The 22,781-nt window shown below is 57.4% G+C and carries 3 protein-coding genes; 2 read left to right on the top strand and 1 reads right to left on the bottom strand.

The window, feature by feature from the left end; translation table 11 throughout:
- Positions 1–30 precede the first annotated feature (30 nt).
- Positions 31–3,630 (top strand): DNA polymerase III subunit alpha, encoded by a 3,600-nt coding sequence (gene dnaE / locus RE6C_RS28740; RefSeq protein WP_008662472.1) that lies wholly within the window; start codon positions 31–33, stop codon positions 3,628–3,630.
- A 103-nt stretch (positions 3,631–3,733) separates the two neighbouring features.
- Here dnaE and RE6C_RS28735 read toward each other — a convergent pair whose 3' ends face one another.
- Positions 3,734–4,270: a Spy/CpxP family protein refolding chaperone gene (locus RE6C_RS28735; RefSeq protein WP_039963803.1), complete on the bottom strand. Its 537-nt coding sequence runs from the start codon at positions 4,268–4,270 to the stop codon at positions 3,734–3,736.
- A gap of 456 nt (positions 4,271–4,726) precedes the next feature.
- On the opposite strand from RE6C_RS28735, the gene RE6C_RS28730 reads away from it, so the two are divergent.
- A complete protein-coding gene (locus tag RE6C_RS28730; protein ID WP_008662467.1) occupies positions 4,727–22,714 on the top strand; it encodes a GEVED domain-containing protein in 17,988 nt (5,995 codons plus the stop codon).
- Positions 22,715–22,781: the final 67 nt, after the last annotated feature.

The raw sequence follows: 22,781 nt of genomic DNA, 5'->3' as shown, positions 1-22,781 counted from the left end.
GACGCGCACCCTCGAAAAGGATTTTGCTGAATGTCGGATACGATCATCGCTCCCGAAATGAACATTGAAGCGGCGACGGAAATTCCCGAAACCAAACCGTTTGTTCACCTCCACTGCCACAGCCACTACAGCCTGCTCGATGGAGCCGGCGACATTGGAAAATTGGTCAAGCGAGCCGTTGATCATGGGATGAATGCGCTGGCACTGACCGACCACGGCAACCTGCACGGCGCGCTCGAGTTCTATCGCAAGGCAAAAGACGCCGGCATCAATCCGATCATCGGATACGAAGCCTACATCGCACCGGGAAGTCGATTCGACAAAGGTGGAGCAAGTAGCAGCAAAGCGGCGAGTTATCACCTGACGCTATTGGCTCAGAATCGAACTGGGTTCAAAAACCTGATCAAGCTGGCGTCGGCCGCGTCGCTCGAAGGTTTCTACTTCAAACCACGAATCGATAAGGAGATTCTGGAGAAGTACAACGAAGGCATCGTGTGCTTGTCCGGATGCGTCAGCAGCGAATTCAGTCGCGCGATTTTGAAGGGGATTCAAACCAAAGAACACGAGGAAGAAGCCAAGAAGATTGCGGGTTGGTTCCACAAGGTCTTCGGCGATCGTTACTTCATCGAGATCATGAACAACGACGTCGACATCCAACGCACCCAGCTCGAAGGCGCCGTCGACATTGCGAACAAGATGGGCCTGCCTTTGGTCGCGACGAGTGATTGCCACTACGTCAATCAGGAAGACGCGGAAGCACAAGACATCATGTTGTGCATCAATACCGGTCGTTTTCGAACCGACAACACGCGGATGAAGATGGAGAACGATCAGTTCTTTCTTCGCAGCCCGCAGCAGATGTACGAGAAGTTCCCGGGACTGGAAGACGCCGTCGGTCGTAGCCAAGAGATCGCTGACACCGTCGACATTCAGCTGGAGTTCAACAAGTACTTCTTCCCGAGCTTCCCCTGCCCCGACGAGCTGACGCCGCTGGATTACCTGCGAAAGCTTTGCGAGCAGGGATTGATGGAACGCTACGAAGGCGATGACGAGCGGATCATCGATGGAAAGCTATCCGATGAAGTGATGGCTCGTCTGGATCGCGAATTGGACGTGATCGAAAAGCTGGGATACCCGACCTACTTCCTCATCGTTTGGGACTTCGTCAACCACGCTCGTGACATCGGGATCAGTGCCACCGCCCGGGGTTCCGGGGTGGGTGCGATTGTGTGTTACGCGCTTTACATGTCGCACGTTTGTCCGCTGCGATACGACTTGCTGTTCGAGCGATTCCTCGATGAGTCGCGAACCGAGCCACCCGATATCGATATCGACTTCGAAAAGGAACGTCGGATCGAGGTTATCGACTATGTGAAAGAACGCTACGGCAGCGAGATGGTCTGCCAGATCGGAACGTTCGGAACGCTGGCAGCAAAGGCCGCGATCAAGGACACCGGTCGCGCGCTTGGCATTCCGCTTTCTCGCGTCAACCAAATCACGGAGTTGGTGCCCGATGAGCTGAAGATTACCATCGCAAAGTCGCTCGAGAAGAGCGCCGACCTGAAGATGATCTACGACGGCGACCCGGAAATCCGCGAGTTGCTCGATCTGGCGATGAAGATCGAAGGGCTGGCTCGCAACGTCGGCACACACGCCGCCGCCGTTGTGATCGCCGACAAACCGTTGACCGAATACGTGCCGCTTGGCCGCGTCCCCGGAAAGCAGGATGTGATCACGCAGTGGGCGATGGTCGACGTGGAAGCATCCGGTTTGCTGAAGATGGACTTCCTCGGACTTCGCAACCTGACGATCCTTTCGCGAACGGTGAAGTTGGTCGAACAAACGACCGGCACCACCATCGATCCGCTGAAGTTTCCGCTGGATGACAAACCGTCCTACGCTTTGCTGCAACGCGGCGAAACCAAAGGCGTCTTTCAACTCGAGTCCGGTGGTATCCGCGATTTGCTTCAACGGATGAAGCCCGACACGTTCAACGACATCATCGCGACGGCGGCGTTGTATCGTCCCGGTCCGCTCGAGGGCGGGATGGTCGACGACTACGTCAATATCAAACACGGGCGGCAGCAACCGGAGTACAAGCACCCGGTCTTGAAGGAGATCTTGGAAGAGACCAACTCGATCATGGTCTACCAAGAACAGGTGATGCGGATTCTCAACCGCCTCGGTGACGTGCCGCTGGCTAAAGCGTACACGTGTATCAAGGCGATTAGTAAAAAGAAGCAGGCACTGATCGATGCCAACCACGATGTCTTTATCGCCGGTTCGATCAAGAACGGTTTGGCGGAAAAGGACGCCGAGGACATCTGGAACCTGATCGTCAAGTTCGCCGGTTACGGTTTCAACAAGTCGCACTCCACCGCGTACGCCTTGGTCGCGTATCAAACGGCGTACTTGAAAGCCCACTACCCCGTCGAGTTCATGGCAGCGTTGCTGTCCAGCGACATCTCGGGGCGGAACTTCAAACGCAAGGATGCGCTTGTTGAGCACATGGAAGATTGCGATCGGATGGACATCGAGGTTCTGCCTCCCAATGTCAATCAATCTGATGCTGACTTCGGAGTGCTGGACGGCAAGATTCCATTTGCGTTGTCTGCCATCAAAGCCTGCGGCGGATCCACCGCGATCAGCATCGAAGAGGAACGCAAGAAGAACGGACCGTTCAAAGACATCTTTGACTTCTGCGAACGAGTCGACCCGCACGACTGTAACCGCAGCTCGATCGAAACGTTGATCAAAGCCGGCGCGTTTGATTGTTTTGGTGCGAAACGCAGCCAATTGGCCGCGGTGCTGGAACGGGCGATGCAAGCCGGAGCGAAGGTTCAAGCTGACAAAAAGACCGGCCAAGCAAGCTTCTTCGACGCGTTTGAAGAGGAAGACGATGCCGATTCAAACGGCGAGTCCAGTGCCGCGGTGCCGTTGCCCGACATCGAAGAATGGCCGGATCGCGAAAAGTTGTTGGCTGAAAAAGAAGTCTTGGGTTTCTACCTCGACAGTCACCCGCTGGCTGAGTTTGAAAACAAGCTGGCGACGTTCCGTACGCACACCACCGAATCCATGGCGGATTGCAAAGACCGCGACGAAGTCATCGTTGGTGGGATGATCAGCAGCATTAAAATCGCTCACACCAAGAATCCCAAACCGGGTGCGCCCAGCAAGTACGCCAACTTTGATCTCGAAGACATGGCTGGCAGCGTTCGCTGCATTTGTTGGCCGAAGGGATTCGCCGTTTGTGGTGAACGAATTCAGCCCGATGCCGTGGTGCTAGCCAAAGCCAAGATCGACCGACGCGGGGGTGGGGATGAAATCAACCTGATCATCGACGAGTTGACGCCGCTGGACGAATTGGATTCACGGTACACGCACGGCATTCGGATTCGTTTGGACGAAGCCGAGCACGACGAGAAGACGGTGTCCAACGTGCGTGAAATCGTTCGCGGCTACCCGGGCAACAAGGATTTGTTGTTGGCGATGCAGTTGTGCGAAGGAGAGACGGTGCACTTCAAAGCCGACAAATTCCGAGTCGACATCACGCCGCAGCTTCGCGAACGCCTGGACGATCTTCTCGGAACCGGTCACTACAAACTGCTGATGAGCAAACCGAAACGCTGACCTGTGGTCCTGAGTCCCTGTGGCACTTTCCACTTCCCAAACAAAAACCACGTGGGCCGACAGCAGCCCACGTGGTCAGAATTGATCGTCTGGTCAGCCGGACTCAGGCGTCTTTCTTCTTGCCTTTGCCTTTTCCGCGTCCCTTGCCTTTGCCCTCACCGCGTTCTTTCGTGGCGGTCATTTGCTTGCGGGCTTGTTCGGGCAATGCTGCCATCTGTTCGGGGGTCAGCATGCCCGCCACCGATGCGCGGAGTGAACGAACCGCTTTCTGTTGCTTGCTGAACAAGGCCTGTTCTTCTTCGCTGAAGCCTTCGTTCAACTTCGCAGCCAACTCCTTGCCCTTCAAACCAGCTTCACGAGCTTCCTTGTGAGCATCGTTTCGCTTCTTCATCAGTTCGGGGGTCAGGCCTTCCTCCCGCAGATCTTTGACTTGTGCGGTGAAGCTCTTCTTGGCTTCGTTCCATTTCTCTTTCTGCTCGTCGGTCAATTCGACCTTCTCGAGCGTCTTGCCGAGGTTCCCGGCCATCCATGCACCGGCGTTTCGATTTCCGCCCCGTTTTTTCTTTCCTTCGGGTTTGTCATCCGCGGATGCAGAAGCAGCCAAACAAGCAATCAATGCCAACGCGATCAAGTGTTTCATCCAAGTTTCTCCAAGAGAGGAAGGGGCGATGGGGAAGAATGTACCGTCATCAAACCCGTGCGGGGGATTAAGTTCCGCAAAACCGTCATAACGCGGCACGAAGTTGTGATCTCGGGTGCTGGAATCGGCCGCGGATTCGACTCGGGAACTTTCTAGTCTCATTTTGCATCCAACCGCCGGTGAAAGTCATCTGAACCGGATGACCGTCATGACCGTCACGCAGCGACATAAACCCTGTCAGAACAGCGTTTTTCGTTGCTTTGCGAGGCACCCCAAGTACACTCGACCCCCGCGGCCAAGCCCCAATTGCGCAGCCGCTGCAACTTATCCAAACTGCCAAAAACGAGCTTTTTCTCTGACTTTGGCTTCCATTTTCGCTACTTCCCCCGCATCCTGCTCCGCCGCGAACCAGCCCCAAATTGGTTTGTTAAGAGCGGCACGACGAGGCCAACACTGATGACGATCGGTACCCCGGGCAACTCTTCCAACATGCACAATGCCAACGAATCTGCCGCTAAGCGGCGTGATGATCGTCGCCGCCGCAGCGGATCCTCCTTGCTAGGAGGTCAATCGCGACGCGGGAAAACGCAACGAGCCAAACTGGAACGACGCCTTCAGTCGCAATCGCTCGAAGCCCGCCAATTGCTGGCTGGTCCTGAGCTGGTTGCTATCCAGCCCAACGCATCGGAGCTGATCGACAACAGCAGCACGATTCGTCCGGTCAACGGTTTGGAACTGCTGAACGTTTCACCCAACGAGCTGACGTTCCGTTTCGACGACGATTCATCCATCGATCCAAGCACGCTGGGCACGGCGGACAATCCGCTGGCCATCAGCGTGACGCGTGCCGGTGAAGACGGTGGGTTCGAAGCGGCGACGGCCGTGACGGACTTCAACACCAATGGGAATGTGTTGCTGGAATTCCGCGCCTCCGCGGCTGGCGTCAGTGGCAATGGAACGACGGTCACTTTGACGGGCACGTCGCGTCCGCTGACGACCGCTCCTGTGATCATCACGCAGGATCCTGAGAACAAAACACTCAGCCTGAATCTGAACTCCAACCCAAGTCGTCCGGCGACGGTCCGCGATTTGACTTTGGCACTTCAGGACTACAACGCAACCCAGCGGAACCTGAACCGCGACACGGTCGCCGATGGTTTCCAAGTCAGCGGACCTTCCTCTACACCCATCGGTCAATCGGTTGCCAGCAACCCCATCTCGCTGACATTGTCGGGTGCAAACGCCGCCCAGACGTTCACGGACTTGGGTTTGGGCAACGCGTTCAGCACCAAGATCGTCGCCAACCAATCCGGCGTCGGCGGACAAGGCATCTCGGTCATCGTTCAGTCGCGTGACTTCGGTGGCCCAACGGCTCCATTGGTTTCCGTCAGCGGCAAGACCATCACGGTTCAAGTCAACCGCAACGCAGCCAGCCCAACGACCATCGCTGATTTCATCAACGCGATCAACACAACTCCGACCGCAGCCGAATTGGTCACCGCGACACAAGAACGCGGAAGCACCAGCCAAACGATCGGCACCTTCGCGGGCACATTGCCACTGACCGGCGCGACGGACACTCCCGTCAACGCGGGCTACATCGGTTTGGGCAGCAACCCCAACGAAGTCGTCTTCCGTTTCGCGGAACCACTTCCCGATGACGCCTACCAAATCGAAATCTTTGGTGCTGGCGATCGCGCTCTGCGAAACCTCGCGGGCGAAGCGTTCAACGATGGCGTCGACTTCGCCGTTCCATTCATCCTGAACAAACCACCGCAAGTCCTAGCAGTGGTTCCTGAACCAATCGATGTCGACAACCAAGGCCAACGGACGCCACGGTTGAACATGATCGATGTGTACTTCACCGAAGACGTCGATGTCGCCAACTTGGCCAACCAAACCGAGTTGTTCCAACTGATCTTCACCCGCGATACGGTCACGGGTGCGGATGACGATGTCTTCACTCCAACGGACATCTCGCCCATCGCTGGCAAACCCAATGCGGTTCGCTTGACGTTCGACGACTTCCTGAATGACGGCAACAGTAACTTCAGCTTCTCCGAAGTTCCTGACCTGACTCAGCAAACCAACCCACCGATGCCAATCGACCAGCTGCCCAAGATCCCGGGCGCTATTCGATTGAAAGTCGGCAACGACAGCGCGTTGCCCATGACTCCGGGCAATGTTTCGGTGGCAGCCGACGCTGGCGACAGCTTTGACACCGCAGCGGTCATCAACAACCTGGCCGGAATTGGCCAAGGACAAACCGCCAGCGTTCGTTTGACCGGGGGCGAGATCGACAATCCCAATCCAAACGATCCGCTCTACACGCTCGACTTCCCTGGTGGTACGGACTACCAAGGCGTTCGCAACATTCGCGAAGACGATCCGAGTCGCTTGGAACGCACCGTTCCGTTGGACGTGTGGCGTCGAGGTGCGGACACGTTCGATGGCGTGACGACCGCTTACTACAACTTCCCTACCAGTTGGTTGGGCGACGATCCGAGCAGCAGCGGTTTGGATCTCGACAAGACTTACATCAACCAGATCACCGCGGAACAAAAACAACGCGTTCGCGAAGTCATGTCGCTGTTCAGCGAATACTTGGGCGTTCAGTTTGTTGAAATCGGTGACACCGCATCGGGTGCCGTCACCAGCATCCCATCGGGCAGCCCTTTGTTGAGCATCACCCTGGGTGAGCTCTACGGCAGCGTCGATGACAACCTGACCGTCAACAGTGCGGTTGGCGGAGTGACGTTGGACACGCGTCCGCTCGACATCAACGGCCAGACATTCTTGGGCGTCGATCCAAACGCTGCTTCGATCGGTGATCGTCAGCTCTTGGTGATGGATGCGCAAGACTTTGACGCCAGCGTCGATGATCAAACAGGCGGCGAGTTCTTCCGCGGTGCGTTCTTGGGCATTGGCCAACTGCTTGGATACGGCTACTCCGATCACCTTCCACAACCTGTCACCCAGTCGACCGGTTCGGTGCTCGAAGGCGTGAACCCCGAGTCACCCGACGTGGTCGACTTCTCGTCGCAACTGGGCGATGACAACGAAGCGTTGTTCCCCAGCCCATCGGACATCGTCAACGGACAATACTTGTTCCGTCCGGAAGCCAACGACATTGACTTGTACCGATTCGAATTGACCGAACCGGGCAAGCTCTCGATCTCGACGGTTGCTCAGCGTTTGAGTCTCTCCAGCACGCTGGACACGGCCCTTCGCCTGTACAAACAAGTCGGTGCTGACGAATACATCGAAATCGCCGCCAACGACGATTACTTCAGCGACGATTCGCTGATCGAAATCGACATTTTGGAAGCTGGCGACTACGTCGTCGGTGTCAGTGCGTCTGGCAACAACTCGTACAACCCTGTGATCACCGGAACCGGAATTGGCGGTGTGACCGAGGGGACTTACGAATTGGTCATGTCCTACGAAACGGCAGCTGCCAGCAACTTACTGGACACGCCGGTCAACGGAACCGCGGCTCAACCGCTCGACGGCGATGCGGACGGACAACCCGGTGGCGAATTCAACTTCTGGTTCAACCCAACCAACCCCGACGCGGTCATTTACGTCGACAGTGTCACGGGCACGAACCTTCCCGACCGCAACTTCACCACGTCGGACGTCAACCAGTTTGACTTGTTCGTCACGATGGGAACGCCAACCAAACCCGTCGCCGAAATTGACGACGCGATCCGTTTGGCTGAGTTCCGTTTGAACAACGGCGGCACGCCAGTCACCAAAATTCGCGTGATCGGCGGCGGTAGCTACGAAATTGGACGTTCGGCGTTTGGAAACGCTTTGAAGGATGGTACCAGCCTCGATGTTCCACAGGACATCGCGTTGGTCATCGACGGTGGTTCGGAATTCAAGATGTCGCGCAGCCGAATTGGCGTTGGCAGCACCTCCGAATCGGTCGATCGCAGCAACTCTTCATTGCAAATCTTGGGCACGCCTTTCGATGCGGTTAGCTTTGCCGGACTGAACGGACAAGTCGGCTCATGGGGCGGTATCGATCTGCGTGGCGACATCGACTACGCCGACGACAGCAAGACCAACATGGAAGACAACGCCGTCTTCCTCAACCACATCCAATACGCCGACATCCAGCACGGTGGTGGTCAGGTTTCGGTCGATGGCCAAACCCTGACGATCTCGCCAATCGAGCTCGCCGATGTCCGCGCAACGATTCTGAACAACCAGATCCGAAACTCGGCCCAAGCCGCGATTGCAGCCACGCCGAACACATTCGCCGAAACACGATTCGACGAATCGCAGTATCAAAACCAGGTCGCTCCTGGCGCGTCGACTCCTTCGTACTTCACCAGCGATGTCACTCGCGTCGGACCACACATCCGCGGCAACGTCCTGACGAACAACTCGATCAACGGGTTGCAAATTCGTCTGCTGACGCCCACCGGCGGTGACCTTCAATCGCTCGACGTCAACGCTCGCTTCGATGACACCGACATCGTTCACGTCCTGACCGAGAACCTGTTGATCGAGGGCAACCCTGGTGGCGTCAACGCTGCCAACGAAGCTCCAAGCGTTTTGTTGGTTCGCACCGCAGCAACTGCCACTCCGGCGACCGCTGATGGATTGGACGCGGGCAACTATGTCTACCGCATGACATTCGTCGACCAAAACGGTTTCGAATCGACACCAAGCGACAACACCACCGCGGTCACCGTCCCAGCGAATGGTTCGGTTCAGTTGTCTGGCTTGCCAACCGTTCCGGCTTCCAGCGAGTTCTCCGGTCGTCGTCTGTATCGAGCCACCGTTGACGCCAACGGAAACCCTGGCGAATTCCGCTTGGTCGCTCGTTTGAACACCAGCGATACGTCGTTTAGCGATTCGACCGCCGAAGGCAGCAACCTGCTGAACCCAAGCATCATCGCGGGCACGTTGTTGGCGGGAGCCAGCAGCACGATTCAAACCAGCTCGATCCCGAACCCAGCCGCTGGCGGAACGGGAATGGTTGAGCCGGGCCAATACGTTTACCGGTTCACATTCGCAACCGCGGATGGCACGGAAGTGGGACCAAGTAGCGAATCGCAAATCATTGAAACGATCGACGAAGGTTCGATCAGCGTTTCCGGGATCCCAGCCGCTCCAGCCGGCAGCGGATTTGCATCGCGAATCGTTTACCGTGCCGAAGTTTCCAGCAACGGAACCGTTGGCGAATACCGCCAAGTCAGCGTTCTCAATGCAACGCAAACGTCCTTCACCGATGCCGCTTCGATCGGTACCGATCGTTTGGATCTGCTCACCGTCACGGCTCCTTTGCAAGCCCGTGCTGGTCGTCTCGATCCGAGCTTGGTGATCGATCCAGGCATGATTGTCAAACTCGACGGTGCACGCATCGACGTGACATTCGGATCGCACCTGTACGCCGAAGGCACAGCGAAAGAACCGATCATCCTGACCAGCCTGAACGACGCTCGGTATGGAACCGGCGGAGCGTTCAACACCAACAACATCGCTCAGGGCACCAACGACGGCCAGAATGAACTGTCGCCTGGCGATTGGTCTGGCGTCTACCTGGCCTTCGGTGCGGACGCATCGTTTGACCACGCTGTGTTGGCTGGTGGCGGTGGAACCTCGCGAATCGAAGGTGGCTTTGCCAGCTTCAACGTGTTGGAAGTTCATCAAAGCGGTCTGCGAGTCGCCAATTCGCGATTCGAAAGCAACGCCGATGGCCGTGGCTTCTTGAACGACAGCGGCAACAACACCAACAACCCGGAAGACCCACGCGAACAACGTGTCGGTCGAGTCAACAACGCCAGCGGCACGGTCTTCGTCCGCGGTGCTCAACCAGTGGTGGTGGACAACGAATTCGTCGATGGCAGTGGCCCAGCGATGAGCTTCGACGTGAACAGCTTCTCATGGCAAGAAGTCACCGACCTTGGTCGCTCAACCGCGTCGCGCGACTTTGGAATCGGTTCTCCGGTTGAAGACAGCCTCAATCGCTATGAGATTTCCGGCAACAGCGGTCCATTGATCGCTGGTAATGCGATCGATTCCGCAACCGTTTCGGATGACGATGTCGCTGCGGGAATCATCACCGCCGGTCTGAACGGCTTGGAAGTTCGCGGCGGCACCGTGGCAACCGAAGTCGTTTGGGACGATACCGATATCGTTCACATCGTTCGCGACATGATCGAAATCCCGAACCAACACATCTACGGTGGGTTGCGTTTGGAAAGCGACGCTCGTGGATCGTTGGTTGTCAAATTCCAAAACCAAGACCTCGATGTCGAAGACGTCTTGCTGCGTCGCCAAGCTGGTATCGTCGCCGGTGGTACGCTGCTGACGGCAGAGAACGAAATGCTGGACATCGCCGATCGAATCGGTGGCAGCCTGCAAATCGTCGGCCAGCCTGACTTCCCCGTCGTGTTGACCAGCTTGCTCGATGACACCGTGGGTGCCGGCTTCACTCCAGACGGCCGTGCCAACATCGACACCGACAACAACGGCGTCCGTGTCGATGCCGATGGCAATCCAATCTCGATTCTGACCAGCGACACCGGCGGAGGCCAAGAAACGCCTGCGTTGTTGCCACTGGGACAAGAGTACGATCGCACCGATCGAACCGAAGTCGACAATGGCACAACGATCGACAACGACATCGATCCCAACTCGCCTGGTTACCTGAACACAACCGTCTTGGGCGGTGGTGAACTGCAAAACGTCGTTGTCACTGGCATCGACCAGAACAACGGCGGTGCATTGCTGGCTCAGCAAAACTACGCGTTCTTGTACACGACCTTCATCGAAGTCACCAGCGACTTCGGAACACGCACACGCATTCCATTGATCAATGCGTTCGGACCAAACGACAACCCGAACCCTATTCTGGTTGGCCCCGACCGCGTTCGCAGCAGCGGCGTCTTCACCGCATTTGGCCGTGAAATTCGTTTCACCGCGGAAACGTTCATCGTCAATAACCGCGCCGTTGCCTACACCAAGCTCGATTTCGAAACCGTTGACGGTGCGAACTTCACTGCCGGAAACATCGGTGCGATCCGAGTCATCAGCTACCTTGACCAAGGTGTCACCGCCGACGATGCGGATGTTCTGTATCAAATCGGTACGCCCGGCCAAGCCGACTTCCGCTTGATGACGTTGAACGAAACCGCTCGCGTTGGATTCACTCACGGTGGTGTCTACGAGAACGATTCGATCAACCAGTTCAACGCTTCTTACAGCGGCTGGGTCACCGATGACGCAGGCGATCTGCTCAACCGTCTGAACACCGTTCAGAACGGATTGAACTTCGACATCGCAGCCAACATCAACGGCGACATCCCTGGTGCTTTTGGTCCCGTTGCCGGTTCCGCCAACTTCGATGGCGTTTCCAGCGGCACAACGGCGATCAGCCAAAACGGTCAACCTGCCGACATCGAAACCGCTCACGTGTGGCAACTCAGCGGCGGCACCGACGCTGCTCGACTGACCTCGTTTGTCGAATGGATTCCATTCGATCCTGCCAACCCAGCCAGCATCACGTTGCCGCAAAGCATCGACGGTGCGGGATCATGGGACGGGATCACGATTCGCGAAGCAGCATCTGACGCGAACGTTTCAATCACCAGCGAAAACGAACCTGGAAACGTTGGCAACAGCGACACCAACGCGACCCCATCGACATCGCAGTACCTCGGCGAACTCGCCCCATCGATCGCAGCCGGCGACGAATCACGTCGCATTGGTTTGATCGTCGAAGGTGAAATCAGCAGCCGTGGTGACGAAGACGTCTACGCCTTTGTCGCAGAAGCTGGCACGCAAGTTTGGCTGGACATCGACCGAACGAATTCCAACCTTGACACGGTCATCGAACTGATCGATGCCAACGGCAACACGCTGATCCTGTCGGACGATTCGCTCGAAGAAGCCCGCCAGATTGAAGAACTGCTTTCCGTCGACCCGACCGATCCAAACGCCGCCGCTCGCCGTGCCGCTCTGCGTGAAGAAATCGCTCGTCGTAGCGGTGGTGGCCTGAACGGCTACGATATCGACCAAGTCTTGGGTCTCGGAACCACGTTGGTGGACGCAACCGCCGACGACTCGATGTTCCAAGACAACTACTCGACCAACGCCCGTGATGCCGGCATGCGGATCATCCTGCCGGGTACGACGGGACAGCGTTTGCTGTATCACGTTCGAGTTCGCAGCGGACTGACCGACACCGCTGAATCGGTGACTCTGCCCGATGGCGGCGGATTCCTGACCAGCGGCGATTCGCTGGGCAAAGGCCGCACGACCGGTAGCTACCAATTGCAAATTCGCTTGGGCGAAGACGACGTGTTCGCAGGAACACAGGTTCGCTACAGCGACGTCCGTTTCGCGACCAACGGCGTTCAAGTCATCGGCGGTCCGATGCACAGCCCACTCGCCGGCGATGATTTCGAAACCGAATCACCCAACGGCACGTTTGCCGACGCACAACGTTTGGGTCTGTACGACGGTCAGTACACGTCCGATGGAACTATCACGACCTTGGCCGATGGCAGCATCGTGCTGAACCGTGATTCGGGTGGCATCGACCGAGTCGACATCGACTTGGAAAACGCCGCGGGTCCATTGTCCAGCGACAGCCTGTCGAAGAACATCTCGGGATCGTTGACCGACGGCGGCGACGTTGACTGGTACGAATTCGAAATCGACTACAAGCAACTCACGCGAGACGACGCGGCGTTGTACTTGGCGACCGTGTTCGACCTCGACTACTCCGACGGATTGGCTCGTGCCGACACCGCACTTTATGTCTTCAACGCCCTTGGTGAGCTGGTTCTCATCGGTGGTGACAGCAACGTTGCCGATGACCAGTCATCCGCTGGTGCTGGCTTCGACCCGTCGGATCTGTCACGCGGTTCGTTCGGAACGGCCGACCCATACATCGGTTCGGCTGAACTGCCCGAAGGCACCTACTACGTCGCGATTTCGAACCAATCGCGTCAACCCGCTGTGTTGGATCAGTTCACCAACCGTGACACCGCCAACCCATTGTTGCGATTGGAACCAGTCGACTCGATCCGACGCATCGCGGAAGAGAACTTCTCGAACTCGAGCTTCTTCTATCCCGGAACGGCAACGACTCCAGTTCAGCCAGTCTTGTTCGATGACAACTCAATCCTCGACTACTCGCTCGACGACGTCGTGCTGTACGTCAACACCGGAACGACGTTGTTCGTGGTCAACCCATTCACGGGCGAGAACTACGGCACGATCGGTAACTTCGGTGACGAAATTCGCGACATCGCGTTCACCGCCAACGGCGAACTGTTCGCTTACACCGGGTACGACGACCGTCCCGCTGGCGACACCACGTGGACCTACAACCGAATCGACACCGCCACCGGTCAGCTCAGTGCTCCGCTCAGCGTTGGTGCGGGCATCGAAACGTTCCACGACCTGGACGTCGAAGCCCCACCGGCTCAGCAGATTCTGGATCAAGCCAGTGATGACGGAATCGAAGTCGAAGGCATCACGATCCGAGCACGTTTCGGAACCGAAACTGGCTTCTTCATCGGTAACCGTCCGACCGCACAACAAGGTCTGACCTACACCGAGAACATCCTGTATGCCTTCAACGAGGAAACAGGTGAAGCGACCGGTCCGGTCTTCGATCTCACGCTGTTCAACTCAGGTGCCGGTACAGATCGCCGCGAAATCGGTGCGATCGACACGTCGATTCCAATCGGCAACCAAGACACCCAGTTGGGCATCGCCAATGCAACGGCCAACAACGCCAACGGCTTACCCGTCGCCCGTTTGTTCGACGGTGACACGTTCAGCCTGACCAACGGCACCGAAACCGAAACGTTCGAACTGAACCAAGGCTTCACGATTTTGGCGGCTTCCCCAGCCGACGCCTTGACCGGAGCCACGTTGCCAAACGCCGCGATTCCGATCGCGACCGACACGACGCTGGATCCTGCCAGCATTCTGAACAACACGTTGTTGACCGTCGAAACGCCCGGCAATGCTCCCGTGACATTCCAAATCACGGACTCCACCGCCGCGATTCCACCGGGCAACATCCGAGTCCAACTGGATCGCACCTCTGATGCCGTTGTCTTCATCGACAACTTGGCATCGGTGATCCGTCAACAGGGGATTCCAGTTTCCGCCAAGGGAACTCAGTTGGCATTGCCTACCGCAACCAACGTTCAGTTGGCCGGTCCTGGTGCCACCGCCGCTGACGGTATCGCATTGGTCGGAAACAACAACGTCACCGCCGGCAACATCGCCGTCACCTTGCTGCCAACCGACACCGCCGAAACGATCGCTTTCCGCATCTCGCAAGCGGTTCAAGCGGCCAACACGGGAGGAGCCCTGCCAACCGTCACCGCGACGCCACAAGGCAACTCGCTGGCCATCACAGGTGCGATTGCCAACGTCAGCAGCGTGACCGGAGCCATTCGTGCGGGTGGTTCGCCAAACGGCGGAACGATCACCGGCGTCGAGCTCGTCGGCAACTCTCTGTACGGAGTCAGCGACAACGGTGGCTTGTACTTTGTTCCGAGCGGACAACTCAGCGGAACCGGCAGCCGCTTCGTCGGAAACTATGTTTCGACCGCGACCGACCTGATCGGATTGAACTTCACCGGTCTGCGTGCCGGACCAAACAGCGTCGAAGATGGTGCCTACAGCGATATTTTGTTCGGAACGACCAGCAACGGACGCATTTACGCGTTCAACACGCAGGGCGAACTCCAGCCAATTTTCGCCGGTGGACGCAACTTCATTGAAACGGGAGTCTTTGGTGCCTTGGGTCTGGACTTCAGCACCCTCGACTACAACCTCTGGCACGTCGCCGGTGCTCGCGCCGATGACGCCGGGCACGGCTACAACCAAACCTTCAGCGACACTCGCGTCGGTTACACCGGCGGCAACTCCCTGCAGTTCAACTACACCGCGGGTGCCTTCAACGGCAACTACAACTTCGGTGAAGCTCCTGTTCAGAACCTGAACACGGTGAACGAAAACGTCCGTCAGGATGGCCAGAGCGTTCAAAGCACCTACAACCTGCCTGGTGGTGCCAAGGGGATCGTTCAGTCCAACGCTTTCAGCCTGGAAGGATATGCGTCGGCTGACTTGCCGACGATGTACTTCAACTACTTCCTGGAAACAGATGGAGTTGACGACGACACGCAAACCGACAACGACGACGATTTGTTCGCCGAAGATCGTGACACCCTGCGTGTCTACGTCATCGACCAGTTCGGTGTCGAGCACTTGGTCGCGACCAACAACGAATCCCGCGGCGACTTCAGCTTCGACGATGAGTTCGATGACCCGGCACAAGTCGGCATTTACGACGATGACATTGACGTCGATGTTCAACAGTTGTTCGACAACACCGGCACATGGCGTCAAGCTCGCGTGCCGCTGAACGAGTTCGCCGGTCAAAGCAACCTCGCCCTGCGAATCGAATTCGCAACCGCCGGTACCACCGCGACGAACACCGCAGAAATCCGAACCGTTGCCGCCAGCGGATTGACCGACGGCGAGACATTCACGATTGGCGGACAACTGTTCTCGATCGATTTGTCGCCAACGATTGCGTTCCCATCGGGAGCACAACTGTCGCAACTGTTCAGCAGCGGACCAACCGCCGAAGCAACCTTCACCGTCGACGGCCAAGAGTACATCTTGACCGACGGAACTCGCACCGTTTCGGCCGACCAAATCGAAATCGATGTGACCGACGGTCAACCGACCGCCCTGGCCACGTTGACCGCTGCCGATGTCGCGGCGGCTGTCAGCACGACATTCGACACCAGCGTCAACGTCCAGCGTTTGGTTCCATCGGGTGCTCAACTGGCGGTCTTCTACCAGAATAACCCGGACGAATTCCGCACCGTTTTCATCAACGGCACTGAATTCCTGTTGGACGATGGTTTCCGCGACACCGCGGATGCTACGGCTCAGATCGCCGGAACGGCTCTGGTACCCGTCGACATCCTGGCGGTTTACCAAACCTTCGATGACGCCGATCCAGATGTCGATCAAGTCGTCGACTTGTCTCAAGAAGATGTGGCTCGTGTCCTGTCCGCTGTCATCGGCGAAACCGACGGAACGGTCGACTACGATCAATTGGTCCCAACCGGGAACCAACTTTCCGCTCTGTACAGCGACGCATCCGAAACCTTCGTCGTCGAAATCGACGGCGTCGAGTACGTGCTCAACGACGGAACGCGATCGATCCAAACCGGTCAAGTTTCCGTCGCGATTGCCGACTTCGCTCGATCGGACATCGGAGCTGAACTGCAAGCCGTCGTCGAACAGAACACCGGCGTTCAATCGCCTCAGTTCACCACCGTCGACAACTTCGACTTCAGTGACGCATCGGATCCAGTCGATCCGTTTGGCAACCCGAACCCAGCCGGTGCAGTGGGTCGCAACGACCTGCTCTTCCAAGCAACACCGCTTCCATATGTCGACGGCAATACCCAAGTCTCCGGTCGCGGAACGCTTGGTACCGTCACACCAACCGGTGTCACCAACCTCGGCGACGTGGACTTGTCCAGCGTCGAAGTGGCCGCTGGAACGACGATCACTGTCAGCACGCTCGCCGACAACCCAGGCATCGACCTGAACGTTCGCTTCTTCGATTCAACCGGAGTCGAACTGCGAAGCCCAACCGGTGGTTTGCTAGCGGTTGAAAACGCCGCCAACGGAACCGTTTCCGTCACGGCACCTTCGGATGGCGTGATCTACATCGGCATCAGCGGACCTGAAAACGGCGATTACGATCCTCGCGTTTCGGGAACGACCAGTGCGGCTCAAGTGGGCGGCTACGACGTCACCGTTTCGATCAACCCACAACTGGACGTTCGTGCGAACTCCTCCGTGGTTGAATTCAACGGCGTTGGTTCGGTCTCCGTCTCGACCGGCAGCGGACTGCGTGTTGGATCGCAAAACGCACTGCCAGGTATTCCGATTCGAATCAGCCAATCGGCTACTTCGCAAGAAGTCGCTGCGGCACTTCGCCAAGCATTGGCAAACCGATTCACCGATGGCAACGAAACGTTGATTCCATTGGTTGGATCCGCCGTTCGATTGCCAAACTTGACGATCAACGACTCCGGACCGTTTGCTTCCACCGAGCAGCGATACGGGGATCGCTTTGGTGCCAACGGCCGTGGTGCTGCCGCCGACAACGAATCCAACGGAGCCTTCATCGATGACATTATCATCGGATTCGCCGAACGCGGCGAAATGGTCAGTGCGGCCAACCCGATCGGTGCCAACGAAGACTTCGTGTTGGATCAGTCGGTCAATTTGACCACTCCGGCCCAACCAACACAGCCGACCGTTTCGGGTTCCTATCAACTAGAAATTCGCGACGCATCGGAATACGTCAGCAGCGGCGAAGTTCCTGCCTTCACACCACAAGTCCAACGCAACGCCAATGGCACCGCGGTTCAAGTGGCCGTTGCTCCCGATGGGACGCAGGTCCAAGCGAATGCGAACGGCCAGTTCTTGGACGGCAACGGTGCGGCACTGGATCTGACCGGATTCACCGGACCGTTCGGCATCAATATCGATGACGGATCGTTGGTCGCCCTGGATACTTCCGGTGAACCAGTCCAACTTCGCGGTGTCGCCTTCGACGCTCGCTTCCGCACCTTCGACACCAACGAACGGCTCAGCAGCGGCATCACATTGACCGCCCTGCCCGCCTCGGAAATCGAAGACGGAGCAACGTTCACGTTGGCCGACGCCAACACACGTTTGACATTCGAATTCGATATCCTGAACGACTTCGGTGCCAGCGATGGATTCGTCAACGATGACAACCGAGTCGTCGTGCGATTGCCTCGAACCGCATCGGCTGCCGAAGTTGCCAACGAAATCATTCGCTTGATCAACTCCAACCAAGTCCAAGCGGTGATCGACGGCAGTGCGGCTCGTTCCAACGGAACCGTGCCACCAGCCAGTGCCAGCTCGCCAAACGCTTTGGTCAACGCTGACACACGTATCAACCTGTACGGCGACCTCAGCCTGCGTCCTGACACAGCCGGACGCCCAACATTCGCGAACATTGAAATCGCTGACTTGCGTGGTGACACCAACCGTGTCGACGAATCGCAAGGCGTGATCATGATCGAGAACAACCGGTTCTTGTTCAGCTCCAACGCCGGTGTCGACATCAACCGTGACGCATCCGCCCGAGTCACCTCGGACGACTTGCGTGACGCGACGCCTTCGATCCTTACCTACGCTCGCAACCTGATCGAACTCAACACTGAGAACCTGATCCCAGGTGTGGTCGTTCAGAACAACGTCATCGCCTTCAACGCGGACGCTGGAATTCGCATCACCGGCTTGGACGGCAACGGTGCTTCGGCACAAGACCCGGTCGGCTTCGATCGCATTGTCAACAACACGTTGGTGGGTGGACCGATCGAAAGCGGTGCGGAACTCGGCCCCCAAGTCTTCGAATCGATCTTGTTCGACCAAGGTGGCATCTCGTTCGCCGACGCGGTGGTACAAGACACGTTGTCGCTCGGCCCAGACGTCAGCTCCGAATTCACGGATTCCGAAGCCGCGTTGGGATCGCCTGACTGCCACGGCATCGGCCCAGAACCGACCTCGGGACAATTCACGTTCTCGTTGGGATCGGGCGGACAAGCGACGTTCTTGTTCCAAGACAACCTGTTGGTCGGTGACGGAACCTCCGCCCCTGACTTGGTCATCTTCGAATCGGGAACACCAGAACGCGTTGCGGTTGAAATCAGCCGCGATGGCGTGACGTTCTTCTCGGTTGGCCAAATCTTCGGCTCGGACAACACGATCGACCTCGATTCATTCGGCTTCGGCCCGAACGATCAATTCGGCTTCGTTCGCCTGACCGACTTGTCCACCTCGGGCACGTTCGACTTCGGTGCCGCTGGTGCTGACATCGACGGCATCGGTGCGATCTCCACGATTGCTCGTGAGATCTACACGCCGGGCAGCCAAGGCATCGTCGTTCAGCAGAACTCAGCTCCGACGATCCTGAATAACATCGTTGCCAACTTCCAAACGGGCATCGCCGTTGCATCGCCTCAGAACAACGTTCCTGGCGACGTCGATGTCTCGGGTGACTTGACCGTCATCGGTGGCAACACGTTCTTCCGCAACGCCAACAACGCGACCGCTGGCAGCACTGGATTGTTTGCTCAATTCATCAGCCCGTTCCAACAAATCTTTGTTGACCCGGTCAATCTGGTCTTCACTCCGCAAGCCGGCACGGCAACGATCGATAGCGGCATCAGCTCGCTGGAAGATCGCTCGTCGCTCGAAACCGTTCGCGGTGCGATCGGCTTGCCACCAAGCCCAATCGTTGCTCCGGTCTACGACCTCAACGGTCAGCTTCGTACTGACGATCCAAACGTTGCCTCGCCAAATGGTCTCGGCTTCAACGTGTTCGTCGATCGCGGAGCCGAAGAACGCGGCGACAACGACGGGCCTCGCTTCGTCGTCACATCGCCACGCGGAGACGACCTGTTCAACTTGGCCGGTCAAGCCTTCAGCGTTGGAACGATCCACGATGCGTTTGAAATTCAACTCATCGACGGAATCGCTCCCGCCGACGCAGCACCTGGAGTTGGCATCGACGACTCGACCGTTCGTTCCGAACTGGTTCGCGTCACTCGATTCTTCTCCGACAGCAACGAAGTTGAATTGCTGTCAGAAGGCGTTGACTATCGATTCAGCTACGAGCCCGGCGACAACAAAATCCGCCTGACTCCGATCGGTGGTGTGTGGCCAAACAACGCCACCTACACCGTCGAATTGCTCGGCAGCACACAGTCCGGCGATTCGGTCGGTGTCCTGAAAGCCGAACAAGGCCGCGTGTACGCCGATGGTGCCACCACGCAAGTCGGTGACAAGATCTTCGAAGCTGACACCGGCATCGGACTCTCGATCCTGCCAAGCGAGTTGACTCGGGTCAATCCGCTCACCAACCTGATCGAGTCCAACATTGACGGACAACTCGTGACGATCTTTGACGGTGTCAACGAAGTCACGTTCGAATTCGACACCGAAGCGATCGCCAACGTCGCCGAAGGAAACGTTCCCGTTCGTCTGCCTGCCGCCGCAACCGCGGAACAGATCAGCGACATCTTCGCTCGTGCAATCAACGGCACCGAATTGCAACTCGTTGCGATCCACATGCAAGTCGCTGATGATGCCACGATCGAAACGGGTCGTCTGCAACTGCTCGGCACCACCGCCGCCAGCGAAAACAGTTACGTCTCGTTCGAAGCGGACAGCTTCCTGCGTCACACCAACCATGTGTTGGACGTCACGCTGCTGACCACCACGACGAATGGCGTCAACGACTTCGACGGTCAACAAGTTTCGATCTTCGACGGACAACAAGAACTCACGTTCGAATTTGACTCCAACGGTGTCGCCGCGGCGAACGCTGACGTGGTCGTCGCAATCCGAACGGATTCAACCGCCCGTCAAATCACCGCTGAGTTGCTGGCCGCGATCAGCACCGCGGGACTGAATGTCGAAACCTCCGGAGCCACCGGCAACTTCCGAATCTCGGGAACCAACGGACCGATTTCTGTCACCTCGCTGACCGACTCGATCATTGTGGAAGGCAACAGCGAAATCGGCACCTCGTTCGGCTTTGGTCTGATCGTGCCAACCGAAGAAGGCCAGGTTTCACCTCAGGTTTCCGACGGTCAAACCTTCACGATTTCGCGTGGCACGGCACAGGCTGTCACCTTCGAACTCGACTTCGACGGATTCCTCAACGATTCCAATGCGGTTGCTGTTTCGATCCCAGGTGGCGGATTCGGTGGATCAACACCGGATCAAGTCGCCAATGCCTTGGTGGCTGCTATCTCGGCCAACTTCGCGGGTCTGTCCCCTGTCAACATTGGCGGCGGACGCGTGACTCTCGGTGGCGACGATCAATACAGCTTGAACCTAGCCAACACATCGTTGTCACAATCCGGATTCGCCGGCCAACCCGCGTCGATTCCTGTGATCGTGCCACTGGACGATGTTCGCAGTGCAGTCGTCACCGGACTGGAACAATCCAGTGCGACCAAGTTGGCTGCGATCCAGCCAATCATCGACATCCTGTCGATGTCGCAAACCGGCGTCAAACGTATTGCTGCTCTCTACGGCGAAGCCATCTCGGACGCTTTCGCGAGCGAGATTGCTGCTGGAACAGTTGTGGTTCAACAGCCTGATTCACGCATCCTGATCGAAGGAGCCTCCTTGGTTCGCGGTCAGTCCGTGATCAGCGAACGAATCACCGATGAAGTCGGCAACCAATTGCTCGCCGGTGAAGCGATCATCTTCGTGGGCAACCCGCTCGACTTCGGTGACGCAGCCGATCCTCGCACTCCAGTCAGTGTCGATGACAACGGTCCTCGCCACGTCATCACCGAAGGCTTCCAACTGGGTGACCGAATCACTGCCGATGCCGGTGGCGTCGACAATGGCAGCGGAACGGCTGACTCGAACGCCGATGGCGATGACGGAGTCGCAATTCTGGGTGCGATGCGACCTGGCTTCTCGACTCAGTTCGTCATCGATGTTCAATCGCCAACAGTGGGCGGAGTCACACCTGCCTTCTACTTGGACGCTTGGTTCGATTGGAACGGCGATGGAACATTTGATGAAACCGAAGTCGAACGCTTCGGCAGCATTGGCTCCGGTGTCGCTCGCGTCATCGGAACCGGTGGAACGACCGTCAACATCAACGTGCCATCCACGGCTGTGACGGGTGAGATCCAAACTCGATTCCGTTTGTCCAACGAATCGGGACTCGGGTCCGGCGGCTTGGCTCAATCGGGTGAGGTCGAGGACTACACGTTCACGATCAACAACAACCCGTACCAGAACCCATCGCTGATCCACGACGTCAATGCCAGCGGAGCGATCACACCACTCGACGCTCTGTTAATCATCAACGCGATCAATGCAGCTGACGGCGACATCAACCTGGCAAACATTCCTGCGGGAATCACGTTGCCTCAGTACCCCGATGTCAACGGCAACGGCACCGTCTCCGCGTTGGACGCTTTGATCGTCATCAACCGACTGAACGAGATCACCGGACCGGGCCAAGACCCAACCGGTGCGGGCGAACCTCTGCTCGCTTCGTCCTCGAGCACTTCGGTCTACTCGGCGGTCTCCGATGGAGTCCTGGCGTCCAGTGCAACGATCGCGTTCGATCCGACTTCCCGCAATGACGATGACTCCTTGTCGTCCGAACCTGCTGGCGAACCAATCGTCGAATCGGCCGCCAAAACCGTCGCGGATGCCTCCAGCGTCTTCGATTCGGCGGCTGTGATCAGCCTCGACGACGTGGTGGAAACCTTGGCAAGTGATCGGGATCAGGCGGATCAATCCGAGGAATCGGAAATTTCCGCATTGGACTCAATCTTCGCGTCGATGAACTAATCGGCGCGAAGAAAACCACCGGTCAGAAATCAATTTTCGCGGGCGTGACGTAAAGTTCGATTGGACG

This window comes from Rhodopirellula europaea 6C (assembly GCF_000338295.1).
GTDB classification, from domain to species: domain Bacteria; phylum Planctomycetota; class Planctomycetia; order Pirellulales; family Pirellulaceae; genus Rhodopirellula; species Rhodopirellula europaea.
Note: the sequence above shows the minus strand (reverse complement) of the source record. Positions and strands in the feature narration are given on the sequence as shown.

What these genes read in the sequence shown, in the direction of transcription:
- RE6C_RS28730 (WP_008662467.1), top strand. Translation starts at nt 4,727, where the DNA reads ATGACGATCGGTACCCCGGGCAACTCTTCCAACATGCACAATGCCAAC.
- RE6C_RS28735 (WP_039963803.1), bottom strand. Translation starts at nt 4,270, where the DNA reads ATGAAACACTTGATCGCGTTGGCATTGATTGCTTGTTTGGCTGCTTCT.
- dnaE (WP_008662472.1), top strand. Translation starts at nt 31, where the DNA reads ATGTCGGATACGATCATCGCTCCCGAAATGAACATTGAAGCGGCGACG.